The organism is Pseudomonas sp. NY15354 (assembly GCF_048068075.1).
GTDB lineage: Bacteria > Pseudomonadota > Gammaproteobacteria > Pseudomonadales > Pseudomonadaceae > Aquipseudomonas > Aquipseudomonas guariconensis_C.
In genome coordinates this window covers 52747-66564 of record NZ_JBLUPV010000012.1, presented here as the reverse complement: position 1 = coordinate 66564, position 13818 = coordinate 52747, and the positions used below count along the sequence as shown (strand labels likewise).

Here is a 13818-nt window from a genome sequence, read left to right as displayed (position 1 = left end):
TAGCGGATAATGAGTTGCCCCCAGATGCAGCATTTCTGCCGTTGCTGTGCCATTTAGGGGCATCATGGGGTTGGCTTGACTTCGCCAGGTCTTTCGGATTGACTGGGCTTGCAAGCCCCCCTTGATTGATATTTTTAACAACAAAGGTGTTGCATCATGTCGGTACCCCCGCGTGCCGTTCAGCTTAACGAAGCGAACGCGTTCCTTAAGGAACATCCTGAGGTTCTCTACGTTGACCTTCTGATTGCAGATATGAATGGTGTGGTGCGCGGCAAGCGCATCGAACGCACCAGCCTCCACAAGGTTTACGAGAAAGGCATCAACCTGCCCGCCTCCCTCTTCGCCCTGGATATCAACGGTTCCACCGTCGAAAGCACCGGCCTTGGCCTGGACATCGGCGATGCCGACCGCATCTGCTACCCGATCCCTGACACACTCTCCAACGAACCTTGGCAGAAGCGCCCCACCGCCCAGCTGCTGATGACCATGCACGAACTGGAAGGCGAGCCGTTCTTCGCCGACCCGCGCGAGGTCCTGCGCCAGGTGGTGAACAAGTTCACCGAGATGGGCCTGACGATCTGCGCAGCCTTCGAGCTTGAGTTCTATCTGATCGACCAGGAGAACGTGAACGGCCGTCCGCAGCCGCCACGCTCGCCGATCTCCGGCAAGCGTCCACAGTCGACCCAGGTGTACCTGATCGACGACCTGGACGAATACGCCGATTGCCTGCAGGACATCCTCGAAGGCGCCAAGGAGCAAGGCATTCCCGCCGACGCCATCGTCAAGGAAAGCGCCCCGGCCCAGTTCGAAGTCAACCTGCACCACGTCGCCGACCCGCTCAAGGCCTGTGACTACGCCGTACTGCTCAAGCGCCTGATCAAGAACATCGCCTACGACCATGAGATGGACACCACCTTCATGGCCAAGCCCTATCCGGGCCAGGCGGGCAATGGCCTGCATGTACACATCTCCGTGCTGGACAAAGATGGCAACAACATCTTCACCAGCGAGGATCCCGAGCAGAACGCCGCGCTACGTCACGCTGTCGGCGGTGTGCTCGAGACCCTGCCCGCGTCCATGGCGTTCCTGTGCCCGAACGTCAACTCGTACCGTCGCTTCGGCGCACAGTTCTATGTGCCGAATGCGCCGAGCTGGGGCCTGGACAACCGTACCGTGGCCCTGCGCGTGCCGACCGGCTCGCCGGACGCCGTGCGCATCGAACACCGCGTAGCCGGTGCCGACGCCAACCCGTACCTGATGATGGCTGCCGTGCTGGCCGGTGTGCACCACGGCCTGACCAACAAGGTCGAGCCGGGCGAGCCGATCGAAGGCAACTCGTACGAGCAGCTGGAGCAGAGCCTGCCGAACAACCTGCGCGATGCCCTGCGCGAGCTGGACGACAGTGAAATCCTGAACAAGTACATCGATCCGAAGTACATCGACATTTTCGTCGCGTGCAAGGAGAGCGAGCTGGAGGAGTTCGAGCACTCGATCTCCGACCTCGAGTACAACTGGTATCTGCATACCGTGTGAACGAAAACGCCGCCCCCAGGGGCGGCGTTTTTGTTCGAGATCGGTGTCGTCTGCTTCGCGGGTAAACCCGCTCCCACAGGGACCGCGCCGGCCTCAGGTCCGGTGAAGATTCTGCGGGAGCGGGTTCACCCACGAAGAGGCCAGTACAGGTTTACAAGGGCTTCTCGAAGATTTTCGAATTGCGCTGGTAGTTGTACAGCGATGCCCGCGCCGCCGGCAGCCGCTCCACGCCACTGGGTGCGAAGCCGCGCTCGCGGAACCAGTGCGCGGTACGGGTGGTGAGCACGAACAGGGTGCTCAGCCCCTGCTGCCGCGCCCGGCTCTCGATTCGCTCAAGCAGCTCATCGCCGCGCCCGCCATGGCGATATTCAGGGTTCACCGCCAGGCACGCCAGCTCCCCAGCCTCGGAGTCGGCAATCGGATACAGCGCCGCGCAGGCGATGATCATGCCCTCTCGTTCGACGACGCTGAACTGCTCGATCTCACGCTCAAGCACCTCGCGCGAACGCCGCACGAGGATGCCCTGCTCTTCCAGCGGGCTGATCAGTTCCAGCAAACCACCTACATCGTCAATAGTCGCCTCACGCACCACTTCGAACTGCTCTTGGGACACCAGCGTGCCGCCACCACCGCGGGTGAAGAGTTCGGTCAGCAGCGCGCCGTCTTCGGCATAGCTGACGATGTGGCTGCGCGCCACGCCACCCTTGCAAGCCTCGGCGGCGGCATCCAGCAGTTCGCCCTGATAGTCGCTGCCCAGGCGCTGCAGATGCGCGGGCACCTGTTGCGGTCGCAGTTCACGCACCAACTTGCCATGCTCGTCCAGCAAGCCGGGTTCGGCACCGAACAGCAGCAGCTTGTCGGCGCCAAGCTCGATGGCGGCGCGGGTGGCCACGTCTTCGCATGCCAGGTTGAAGATCTCTCCAGTGGGCGAGTAGCCCAGGGGCGACAGCAACACGATGGAGCGCTCATCGAGCAGGCGGTTGATGCCCTTGCGGTCGATCCGCCGCACCTCGCCGGTGTGGTGATAGTCGACCCCTTCGAGTACCCCGATCGGCCGGGCAGTGACCAGGTTGCCCGAAGCCACCCGCAGGCGCGAGCCCTGCATCGGCGAGGCGGCGATATCCATCGAAAGGCGCGCCTCGATGGCCAGGCGCAGGGCGCCGACGGCATCGATCACGCAGTCCAGGGTCGCCGCATCGGTGACGCGCATGCCGCGATGATAGTGAGGGGTCAGGCCGCGCTCGGCCAGGCGGCTTTCGATCTGCGGGCGCGAGCCATGGACCAGCACCAGCCGCACGCCGAGGCTGTGCAGCAGCACCAGGTCATGGACGATGTTGCCGAAGTTGGGGTGATCCACGCCATCGCCGGGAAGCATGACCACGAAGGTGCAATCGCGATGAGCGTTGATGTAGGGAGAAGCATGGCGCAGCCAGTTGACGTAATCGGGCATGACAGGGCCTGTGGATAAGTGAACGGAGAACGGCGAACAAACGACAGCGTTCAAAATCATCGTCGGAACAGGCTTACGGTCACGCGCGGTCTCCTCTAGGCAGGGACGAATCAGGTCAATGGACGTTTAGCTCAAGCAATAGTGCCGGATCAATTCACGCAATAGACGCACGGTAGGCGCGATACGTGACATTTCAAGGTATTCGCCCGGCTGGTGGGCGCAGGCAATGTCGCCAGGGCCCAAGACGATGGTCTGGCAGCCCAACTGCTGAAGATAAGGCGCTTCGGTGCCAAAGGCCACTGCCTCGGCGCGATGGCCGGTCAGACGTTCGGCCAATTGCACCAGCTCGGCGTCGGCGGCCTGCTCGAACGGCGGCACTTCCGGGAACAGCGGCGCATAGTCGATACGCACTTCATGGCGCTCGGCCACCGGCAGCAGTTTTTCCCGGATCGCCGCACGCAGTTGCTCGACATCCATGCCTGGCAGCGGGCGCAGGTCGAACTCCAGGGCACATTGGCCGCAGATACGGTTGGGGTTGTCCCCTCCGTGAATACAGCCAAAGTTCATCGTGGGGGTTGGCACGCTGAACTGCGGGTTGCGGTAGGCCTGTTGCCATTGCTGGCGCAGCCCCATCAGCTCGCCCATCACCGCATGCATCGCCTCCAGGGCGCTGTGCCCAAGGCTTGGGTCCGACGAGTGACCGCTACGGCCGAGGATATCGATGCGGTCCATCAGAATACCCTTGTGCATGCGGATCGGCCGCAGGCCCGTGGGCTCGCCGATCACCGCCGCGCGGCCCAGGGGCTGACCGGCCTCGGCCAAAGCGCGGGCGCCGGACATGGAGCTTTCCTCGTCGCAGGTCGCGAGAATCAGCAGTGGCTGCTTGAAGTCGTGCTCCAGCAATGGCAGTACGGCCTCGATGATCAGGGCGAAGAAGCCTTTCATGTCGCAACTACCCAGACCAACCCAGCGGCCATCGACTTCGGTCAGCTTCAGCGGATCGCTCGTCCACAGTTGCGGGTCGTAGGGCACGGTATCGCTGTGCCCGGCCAGAACCAGCCCGCCGGGGCCCGTGCCACGACTGGCCAGCAGGTTGAACTTGCCGGGCGTGACCTGGCGGATCTCGCAGGCGAAACCCAGGTCGCCCAGCCAGCCGGCCAGCAGCTCGATGACCTGTCGGTTGGACTGATCCAATGCAGGCTGGGTGCAACTGACCGACGGTGCGGCGATCAGGGCGGCGAACTGGTCTTTCAGCGACGGCAAGGGCATAGGCGCTCTCCTCGGGCTCGAGGCCCATCATAGCAATGCATCCCACCCCTGGAACAACCCAACAGCCGGGAGCCGACTGCTGTAGACTGCACGGCAACGATGCCCCCTCCTTCGAGCCTGCGATGCACAAAGAAACCGAACTCAAGCTCCGCGCCAGCCGCGAGACCCTTGCCGCCCTGCGCGAGCACCCCCTGCTGAAAAAGCGCAACAAGTCCGGCTGGCAGACTCGCGAGCTGCTCAACCAGTACTTCGACACCCCGGATCGCGACCTCGCGGCCGCCCGCGTCGCCCTGCGCCTGCGTCGTGACGGCGAGGTCATCATCCAGACCCTCAAGTGTCGCGGCCAGAGCGTGGCCGGCCTGTCCGAGCGCAACGAGCACGAGTGGCACCTGGACAAGGTCAAGCTGGACCTCAAGAAGCTCGACGACACCTGCTGGCCGGAGCAACTGGCGGGGCTGGACAAAAAGACCATCAAGCCGCTGTTCACCACCGATTTCACCCGCGAGTTCGCGGAGATCGCCTGGGGCCGTGGCAAGGCCAAGGTGGTGATCGAAGCCGCCCTGGACCAGGGCTTCGTCATCGCCGGCAAGCGCAAGGAAGAAATCTGCGAGCTGGAGCTCGAACTGCGCGAAGGCGCCCCTGAAGCGCTGCTGGAGCTCGCCGCCGAACTGGCCGCCAGCCTGCCGCTGATGCCCTGCGACATCAGCAAGGCCGAACGCGGCTACCGCCTGCTCGAGCCCGACAGCTACGAGCTGAGCCTGCCTAGCACTGAGCTTGAAGCCGAAACCTCGGTGGACGACGCCTTCACGGCGCTGGCCTGGCAACTGCTGGGCAGCAGCCAGCGCCTGGCCGAGCAATACCGTCACAGTGGCCACTGGCGCCTGCTGCAGGACTGGGTGCAGTGCCTGGCTGAGCTGCGCGCCTTGGTCAGCACCCTGGGGCAGGCCGCACCGCGTGCCACCACCCGTGACCTGCGCATGCGCCTGGACGCACTGCTGGAAGACTGGCGTCCGCTGGTACAGGCCGGCAATGACGACGAGGACATCCGCCGCGCTGCCCCCGAGCAGTTCGGCGATGAGCTCGAAGACACCCGCTGGGGCCAGTTCTCCCTGGAAACCTCGCGCTGGCTGCTGGCCCGCACCTGGACCGTCGATCGCGCCGGCCGGGGCGAGCGCCAGGGCAAGGCGCACCTGGCCAGCTGGCTGGTGCACCTGCTGGGCGAAGAAGGCCGTTCGCTGAAGCTGCCGCTGTATGCCCAGCGCCCGGAAGACCTTGCCGAGCAACTGCCACGCATCGAGCAATTGCTGGCCTGGCTGCACCATGCCCGCCAGGTGCTCGAGGCGCCACAGATGGACCGCCTGTATGGCGACCTGAAGAAACTGCATGAGCTGGCCGAACTGCCGATCAGCGATGAAGTGCTGGAAGCGCGGATCGAGCAGGCTCGTGCCATCGATCAGAGCCGGGGCTGGAAGCATCTGCTCAAAGTCTGATAGCGCATCGTCTGCTTCGCGGGTGAACTCGCTCCCACAGGAACGGCCGCAAAGCCTGAGGCCTGCGCCGTACCTGGAGCGGGCTCACCCGCGAACGCTTCACCCGGATAACGGCAAGCTGGTCGTGGACTTGATTTCGGACAAGGCCACGATCGAGTTGACCTCCTGAATCCCCGGCACGTTGGACAGCTTTTCGAAGAAAAACCGCTCGTAGGCTTCGATGTCCGGCGTGACGATGCGCAGCAAAAAATCCACCGAACCCATCAGCACATAGCATTCCAGCACCTGCGGAAAACCGCGGATCGCCTCGGTGAACTCGGTGAAGTTCGAACGCCCATGGGCGTTGAGCTTTACCTCGGCGAAGATCTGCGTGTTAAGGCCAACCTTCTTGCGGTCGAGCAAGGTCACCTGGCCACGAATGATTCCCTCTTCCTTCAACCGCTGTATGCGCCGCCAGCACGGCGATTGCGACAGGCCAATACGCTCGGCGATCTGCGCGCTGGACAGCGAAGCATCTTCCTGCAACAGCTCCAGGATGCGGCGGTCGTAGGCGTCGAGCTCGCACTGCATTAATAATTCTCCATTGTTTGAATTTTCGAATAGATCTATCTGACTTGCCGGCAATTCACTGGAATCATAGCGAAAAAATGCCCATGCCGACGTGCCAGAATTTCTTCCTCGATGATGGAGACCGGCATGAACGCACTTGAACGCCCTGATACCCCGCAACGCACCGACACCTGGGCCGCCCATGCCGCTCATTGCACCGCACGCTATCGCCTGCAGGCCGAGGCTGAGCCAGACAGCCTGTGCCGGGTGCTCAACCTCTTCGCGTTGCAGTTCCTCACACCGCACCGTGTTCATGTGGAACAGAGAGACGATCTGCTGAACATCGAAGTGAACGTCGGTGGATTGAGCTGGCACCGAGCCGAAGTCATTGCGCAAAAGCTGCGCAACCTCGTGTGTATCGATCAAGTGAGCCTGGAAAACCTGCCACAGATGGCCGAAGTGGCCGCCAGCTGAGAGCCGCAAGAGGGGGGTGCCGCGCTCGACGCTTGCTGAGCAAGATCCAGATACTTTTTACCCCGCCTGCTTCCTCCGATGCCGGCTAGCCTTCCCCGGGACCGATCCACCCTGGCAAGGAAGCCATCATGTACACCGACGATACCCAAGCCCTCGAGTTGAGCCGGCTGCTCGACGCCCTGCTCGTCGAGCAGCACCTGGACGCCAGCGACACCTTGCGCGTCCTCGAACAGGCCCATCGCCATCCAGGCCAGCACCCATTGGAGACCATCGCCGGCCTGGGCCTCCAAGACCGGCGCCATCCCGACCGACACCTGGATCTGGATACCCTGTGCCAATGGCTGGCTACCCGGGCCGGCCAGCCGTTCATGCGTATTGACCCACTGCAAGTCGACCTGCAGCAGGTCAGCGGCCTGATGTCGCCAGCCTTCGCCCAGCGCCACGGCATCCTCGCCGTGGCCGTGGATGACAGCGGCATCACGGTGGCCAGCGCCCAGCCCTTCCAGTGCGAGTGGGAAGCCGACCTGGCCCGCAGCCTGGGCAAGCCGATCCGCCGCGTGCTGGCCAGCCCGGTGCAGATTCGCCAGTTGGCCCAGACCTTCGTTCGCCTGGCCCACTCGGTCAACGGCGCACAACGCCAGCAGACCACGGGCCTGGGCGAGCTGGAGCATTTGCTGGAACTTGGCCAGCGCCAGACCGAAGCCAGCGCCGATGACGCCCACATCGTGCACATCGTCGACTGGCTGCTGCAGTACGCCATCGAACAACGCGCCAGCGATATCCACCTCGAGCCGCGCCGCGAGCAGGGCCAGTTGCGCTACCGCATCGATGGTTTGCTGCACACCGTCTACGCGTTTCCCGCCGGCGTCATCCTGGCGTTGGTCAGCCGCCTCAAGCACCTGGGGCGTATGGATGTCGCGGAAAAACGCCGCCCCCAGGACGGCCGCCTGAAAAGTCGTCTGCCGGGAGGAGGCGAGGTGGAGCTGCGGCTGTCCACCTTGCCCACGCCCTTTGGTGAAAAGCTGGTGCTACGGCTGTTCGACTCCCAGCAGTCACACCAGGACTTTCGTCAGCTGGGCCTGGAGGGCGACTTGCTACACCAGTGGCAAGGGTTGCTGAACCATCGCCAAGGCATTGTCCTGGTCACAGGCCCCACGGGCTCGGGCAAGACCAGCACGCTTTACGCCAGCCTTCGGCAGCTGGCCACACCCCAGGTCAACCTGTGCACCATCGAAGACCCTATCGAGCGCCTGGAGCCTGCGTTCAACCAGCTACAGGTCCAACCGAGCCTCGACCTGGGTTTTGCCAATGGCGTGCGTGCCCTGCTGCGCCAGGACCCGGACATCATCATGATCGGCGAGATACGCGACCGCGAAACCGCCCAAGTCGCGGTCCAGGCGGCGCTGACGGGGCACTTGGTGCTTTCTACCCTGCACACCGACGACACCTGCAGCGCGATCACCCGCCTGCAGGAGCTGGGGGTGGCGGACTACCTGCTCAAGGCCACGCTGCTCGGCGTAATGGCCCAGCGCCTGGTACGTACCTTTTGCGGCGAGTGCCGGGGCACGGCGGCCCTCGACGATCTGGCCTGTCGTGCCTGTCGAGGGACGGGGTTTCTTGGCCGCACGGGGCTGTTCGAGCTGCTGGTCCCAAGCGAAGGCCTGCGCGCCAGCATCGGCCCCAACAGTGATCTGGCCGCCCTGCGCCGGATGGCCCTGGCGGAAGGTTTGCAGGATCTACGTCATTGCGGAGAGGTGAAAATCAGCGCGGGGCAGACCTGTCTGGCGGAGGTGCTCAGGGTCTGCTCGTGAGCAAAAATCCCTTGTATTCAGGGAACTTGCGTCACCCAGACACGATCCAAACGGCCACTCCCACAACCCTCACCATTCGAGGTGAATGCACCATGCGTCTCAAAACCGCCATCGCAGCCGCCGCCCTGCTTTCGCTGCCTGTTGGCTCCGCCATGGCCGATACTTTCTGGCGTAACGTCATGACTTCCGGCGCGACCACTGCGTCGAGCTACCTGACCTCTCGTGACCACAAGATGGTCGTGGCAGCCCAGGACGACGCCGGTAGCTTCGTCGCCAGCGAAGGCGCCATTCGCGGGCCGTACCTGGAAGCGGCGATCCGCAAGGTGCGCGCCGACAACCCCGGCATGAGTGCCACCGACATGGACCTGGCCAACGCGATCCTGGCCAAGAACGCCGTCGCCGAGTAACACCGCAGGGCCATTTCCACAGATCCATCACCGGGCCTGTGTGAGCAATGGCCTTGCTCCGTGGCGTCTTCTTCGCGGGTAAACCCGCTCCCACTGGTCCGCGCTGGCCTCTGTGGGGTTTACCCGCGAAACGTGCGACTCAGAGCCTGAGGTTATATCTCCCTCAGCGATACGCCTCCACCGGCACGCACGAACAGAACAGGTTCCTGTCCCCATACACGTTGTCGACCCGGTTCACCGCTGGCCAGTACTTGTGCAGCCGCACGTGAGCACTGGGGGCTACGCCCTGCTCCAGGCTATAGGGTCGCGTCCAGGGCGCCAACACATCGGCGAGGGTATGCGGCGCATGCTTGAGCGGGTTGTCGTCAGCCGGCCAGTTGCCCTCCTTCACTTCATCGATCTCCGCCCGGATCGCCAGCATCGCCTCGACGAAGCGGTCCAGTTCAGCCTTGGACTCGCTCTCGGTCGGTTCGACCATCAAGGTACCCGGCACCGGGAACGACATGGTCGGCGCATGGAAGCCGTAGTCCATCAGACGCTTGGCCACATCCTCCTCGGTAATGCCGGTCAGCGCCTTGAGCGGGCGCAGGTCAAGGATGCATTCGTGGGCCACACGCTCGTTGCGCCCCCGGTACAGCACAGGGAAAGCGCCGTCGAGCTGATGAGCCAGGTAGTTGGCCGACAGGATTGCCACCTCGCTGGCGTCGGCCAACTGCGGCCCCATCATGGCGATGTACATCCAGCTGATCGGCAGGATGCTCGCGCTGCCCCAAGGCGCGGCGCTGACTGCGCTGTTGTTCGGATCGAGCCCTGGCACCGGCACCACCGGGTGGCTGGCAACGAACGCCTTGAGGTGGGCACGTACCCCGATCGGCCCCATCCCTGGGCCTCCGCCGCCATGGGGAATGCAGAAGGTCTTGTGCAAGTTCATGTGCGAGACATCGGCACCAATGTCGGCCGGTCGCGTCAGGCCGACCTGGGCATTGAGGTTGGCGCCATCCATGTACACCTGCCCCCCGTGCTGGTGGATGACGTCGCAAATCTCACGAATGCCTTCCTCGTACACCCCATGGGTCGAGGGGTAGGTGATCATCAGGCAGGACAGCTTGTCGCCGGCTGTGCGCGCCTTGGTCTTCAGGTCATCGAGGTCGACGTTGCCCTCATCGTCGCAATCGACGATCACCACTTCCATGCCGGCCATCTGCGCCGACGCAGGGTTGGTGCCGTGAGCCGATGACGGAATCAGGCACAAGGTTCGTTGCGGCTGTCGGCGGCTCTGGTGATAGCGAGTGATCGCCATGAGCCCTGCATATTCACCTTGGGCGCCCGAGTTGGGCTGCATGCAGATGGCATCGAAGCCCGTGATGGCGCACAACCAACTTTCCAGCTCGTCAATCATGGCCTTGTAGCCCTGGGCCTGGGCGGCCGGGACGAAGGGGTGCAGCGAGGCGAAGCCTGGCCAGGTGATGGGGATCATCTCGCTGGTGGCGTTGAGTTTCATGGTGCACGAGCCCAGCGGGATCATCGACTGATTCAGCGCCAGGTCTTTGTTCTCCAACTGTTTGAGGTAGCGCAGCATCTCGGTTTCGCTGTGGTGCAGGTTGAACACCGGATGGGTGAGCAACGGCGTGCGCCGGACCAGGGCGCCCGGTATGCCTTCGGGCAGCGCCTGGGCATCGAGCTCGGCGATACGCAGCCCATGGTCGACGCCCAGGAAGACATCGAACAGGCGCATCACCGTCGCCTCGGTGCAGGTCTCGTCCAGGCTCACGCCCAGGTGCCCGCGGCCGAGAATGCGCAGGTTGATCCGCGCCTTCTCGGCACTTTCGATGATCGCCGCCTGGGTACCGCCGACATCGAGGGTGAGGGTATCGAAGAAGTGCTGGTTCACCCGCTTGATGCCCTTGGCCTCGAGCCCTGCGGCGAGTATGAACGTCAGCCGGTGCACCCGCTGGGCGATGCGCCTGAGCCCTTCAGGGCCGTGATAGATGGCGTAGAACCCGGCAATGTTGGCCAGCAGCACCTGGGCGGTGCAGATGTTGGAGTTGGCCTTTTCGCGGCGGATGTGCTGCTCGCGGGTCTGCAAGGCCATGCGCAGGGCGGTGTTGCCGCGCGCATCGCGTGACACACCGATGATGCGCCCCGGCATCGCCCGCTTGAACTCGTCGCGACAGGCGAAATAGGCGGCATGGGGGCCGCCATAACCCATGGGCACACCAAAGCGTTGGGTCGAGCCCAGCACCACATCGGCTCCCAATTCACCGGGCGGGGTGAGCACCACCAGGCTGAGGATGTCCGCTGCGACGCAGGCCAGCGCATGCTGGCCATGCAGTTGGTCGATCAGCGGACGCAGGTCACGCACTTCCCCATGGGTGTCGGGATACTGCAACAAGGCGCCGAACACCTGATGCTTGCCCAGGTTGTCCAGCGAATCGACGATCAGATCGAAACCGAAGCCCTCGGCGCGAGTGCGCAGTACCGACAGTGTTTGCGGATGGCAGTGCTCATCGGCGAAGAAGGCATTGCTCTTGCTCTTGGCCATCCGCTTGGCCAGGGCCATGGCCTCCGCCGCCGCCGTGGCTTCATCGAGCAAAGAGGCATTGGCCAGGGCCAGACCGGTCAGGTCGATCACCATTTGCTGGAAGTTCAGCAGCGCTTCCAGGCGTCCCTGGGCGATTTCCGGCTGGTAGGGGGTGTAGGCGGTGTACCAGCCCGGGTTTTCCAGCACATTGCGCAGGATGACGGTGGGCGTGAGGGTCCCGTGGTAACCCATGCCGATCAGGCTGGTCCAGATCTGGTTCTGCTGCGCGTAGCTTGCCAGCTTGGCCAAGGCAGCCTGCTCATCCAGGGCGGGAGGCAAGTCGAGCGGGCGGGCCAAGCGAATGCCTGGAGGCACGGTCTGTTCGATCAGTGCGGTACGACTGGCGATGCCGAGGGCATCGAGCATGGCCTTCTGCTCCGAGGCATCAGGCCCCAGGTGACGACGCAGGAAGGGGTTGAGCTCTTGCAGTTGACTCAAGGATGGCGACTGGGACATGGCGATCGTCTCTTCCTGGACCAGGTCTCATGGAGACTTACAAGTCTAGGAAGGGATTGCCGATGCTGCGTGAAAACTTGCATTGCCCGGAGGCTTCTTCGCGGGTAAACCCGCCTCCACAGGGTTCGGCTGGATCCTGCGAGAGGCGGGTTTGCCGTAGAAGACTTATTCGCCGATGGCAGCCTGGTAGCCGGCCGCGTCGAGCAGCTTTTCCAGATCGGCCGGGTTGCTTGGCTTGAGCTTGAAGATCCAGGCGTCGTAGGGTTCTTCGTTGAGCTGCTCAGGGCTGTCGGCCAGCGCTTCGTTGACCGCGATGACTTCACCGGCCACGGGGGCGTAGATGTCCGAAGCGGCCTTGACCGACTCGACCACGCCCGCGGCGTCGCCTGCGGCAAACACCTTGCCCACTTCTGCCAGTTCGACGAACACCACATCACCCAGGGCTTGCTGGGCATGATCGCTGATACCGACGGTCACGCTGCCATCGGCTTCCAGGCGCGCCCACTCGTGGCTTTCGGCAAAACGCAGTTCGGCGGGGATATTGCTCATCTGTTGTATTCCTCGATTGGCTCAGCGGTCAGCCCGCCGGTAATTGTTCAGATCAGAATCTTTCCATGGCGCACGAAGGTCGGTTTGACCACCCGCACCGGATACCACTTGCCACGAATCTCCACCTCGGCACGCTCACCCGTGGCCATGGGCACACGCGCCAAGGCGATGGATTTGCTCAGCGTAGGCGAGAAACTACCACTGGTGATCTCCCCTTCGCCAATCCCGGCTACCCGCACCACCTGATGGGCACGCAGTACGCCGCGCTCCTCCAGCACCAGGCCGACCAGTTTCTCCTGTACGCCCTGTTCGATTTCCGCGAGCAGGCCCGAGCGGCCGATGAAGTCGCGCTCGGCAGGTTCCCAGGCAATGCTCCAGCCCAGGTTGGAGGTCAGCGGAGTATGGTTTTCGTCGATGTCCTGGCCGTAAAGGTTCATGCCGGCTTCCAGGCGCAACGTGTCGCGTGCACCGAGGCCGCTGGGGGCGATGCCAGCACCGACGAGGTCGTTGAAGAAAGCGGGGGCCTGCTGGCCGGGGAAGATGATCTCCAGGCCGTCCTCGCCGGTATAGCCGGTACGGGCGATGAACCAGTCACCTTCGGCGACGCCTTCGAAGGGGCGCAGTTCGCGGACCAGCGCGGCGCGCGAGGCACTGAGCAGTTGGGCGACTTTTTCGCGGGCATGCGGGCCCTGGATGGCGAGGATGGCAAGCTCGGATCGCTCGACGAAATTGATGGCAAAGCCGGCGCTCTGCGCCTGCAGCCAGGTCAGGACCTTGTCGCGGGTGGCGGCGTTGGCCACCAGGCGATAGCCGATTTCGGTGCGGTAGGCGATCAGGTCGTCGAGGACGCCACCGTCAGCGGCAAGCAGCGGGCTGTACAACGCCTTGCCAGGGCTGTCCAGACGGGCCACATCGTTGGCCAGCAAACGCTGCAGCCAGGGCGTGGCTTGGTCACCGGCAACGTCGATGACAGTCATGTGGGATACATCGAAGACGCCGCAGTCACTGCGCACCTGATGGTGCTCCTCGACTTGCGAACCGTAGTGCAGGGGCATGTCCCAACCACCGAAATCGACCATCTTGGCGCCGAGCGCCAGGTGCAGGTCATACAGAGGCGTACGCTGTCCCATGGGTTTCTCCTTCCGGGCGTGGCGAGGCAGCGGCGGTCGGCGACGTTGATTCGTCACCTGATCTTGTTCAGGACCCGCCGCAGCGAATGCCGCGCATTGTAGCCGCAAGGGCGAAGCCT

11 protein-coding genes are annotated in these 13818 nt (G+C 63.7%); 5 read left to right on the top strand and 6 right to left on the bottom strand.

Features of this window, described 5'->3' with window-relative positions; translation table 11 throughout:
* The first annotated feature begins 156 nt into the window (after positions 1-156).
* Positions 157-1533, top strand: coding sequence for a glutamine synthetase family protein (locus ACNFCH_RS13865; RefSeq protein WP_070093647.1), 1377 nt, complete (start codon positions 157-159; stop codon positions 1531-1533).
* Between the two features lie 151 nt (positions 1534-1684).
* On the opposite strand, the gene argA is transcribed toward ACNFCH_RS13865, so the two are convergent.
* Positions 1685-2983, bottom strand: coding sequence for an amino-acid N-acetyltransferase (gene argA, locus ACNFCH_RS13860; RefSeq protein WP_337156936.1), 1299 nt, complete (start codon positions 2981-2983; stop codon positions 1685-1687).
* A 126-nt stretch (positions 2984-3109) separates the two neighbouring features.
* The gene (gene argE, locus ACNFCH_RS13855; RefSeq protein WP_337156937.1) at positions 3110-4252 is read right to left on the bottom strand and encodes an acetylornithine deacetylase; all 1143 of its coding nucleotides are present in this window, start codon (positions 4250-4252) and stop codon (positions 3110-3112) included.
* 122 nt (positions 4253-4374) lie between these two features.
* Between argE and ACNFCH_RS13850 the strand changes: the two genes are divergently transcribed.
* A complete protein-coding gene (locus tag ACNFCH_RS13850) occupies positions 4375-5742 on the top strand; it encodes an inorganic triphosphatase (protein WP_337156938.1) in 1368 nt (455 codons plus the stop codon).
* Positions 5743-5841: 99 nt separating this feature from the next.
* Here ACNFCH_RS13850 and ACNFCH_RS13845 read toward each other — a convergent pair whose 3' ends face one another.
* Positions 5842-6312 carry an Lrp/AsnC family transcriptional regulator gene (locus tag ACNFCH_RS13845; RefSeq protein ID WP_196162325.1) on the bottom strand — a complete coding sequence of 157 codons (471 nt, stop codon included), beginning with the start codon at positions 6310-6312 and terminating at the stop codon, positions 5842-5844.
* A 126-nt stretch (positions 6313-6438) separates the two neighbouring features.
* Between ACNFCH_RS13845 and ACNFCH_RS13840 the strand changes: the two genes are divergently transcribed.
* The 3 genes from ACNFCH_RS13840 to ACNFCH_RS13830 all read left to right on the top strand — a co-directional run bounded on the left by ACNFCH_RS13840 (position 6439) and on the right by ACNFCH_RS13830 (position 8983).
* Entirely contained in the window at positions 6439-6765 is a 327-nt protein-coding gene (locus ACNFCH_RS13840) for a hypothetical protein (RefSeq protein ID WP_337156939.1), read from the top strand.
* Positions 6766-6893: 128 nt separating this feature from the next.
* A complete protein-coding gene (locus tag ACNFCH_RS13835) occupies positions 6894-8576 on the top strand; it encodes a GspE/PulE family protein (protein WP_416742985.1) in 1683 nt (560 codons plus the stop codon).
* 92 nt (positions 8577-8668) lie between these two features.
* Positions 8669-8983, top strand: a complete 315-nt coding sequence (locus ACNFCH_RS13830) for a DUF2388 domain-containing protein (RefSeq protein WP_337156941.1) — start codon at positions 8669-8671, stop codon at positions 8981-8983.
* A gap of 163 nt (positions 8984-9146) precedes the next feature.
* Here the strand turns inward: ACNFCH_RS13830 and gcvP are convergent, their stop codons facing one another.
* The 3 genes from gcvP to gcvT all read right to left on the bottom strand — a co-directional run bounded on the left by gcvP (position 9147) and on the right by gcvT (position 13699).
* Positions 9147-12020: an aminomethyl-transferring glycine dehydrogenase gene (gene gcvP / locus ACNFCH_RS13825; RefSeq protein ID WP_416742984.1), complete on the bottom strand. Its 2874-nt coding sequence runs from the start codon at positions 12018-12020 to the stop codon at positions 9147-9149.
* Between the two features lie 165 nt (positions 12021-12185).
* Positions 12186-12569 carry a glycine cleavage system protein GcvH gene (gene gcvH / locus ACNFCH_RS13820; RefSeq protein WP_070093656.1) on the bottom strand — a complete coding sequence of 128 codons (384 nt, stop codon included), beginning with the start codon at positions 12567-12569 and terminating at the stop codon, positions 12186-12188.
* Positions 12570-12616: 47 nt separating this feature from the next.
* On the bottom strand, positions 12617-13699 hold the full coding sequence (gcvT, locus tag ACNFCH_RS13815; protein ID WP_337156943.1) for a glycine cleavage system aminomethyltransferase GcvT: 1083 nt from the start codon (positions 13697-13699) through the stop codon (positions 12617-12619).
* Positions 13700-13818: the final 119 nt, after the last annotated feature.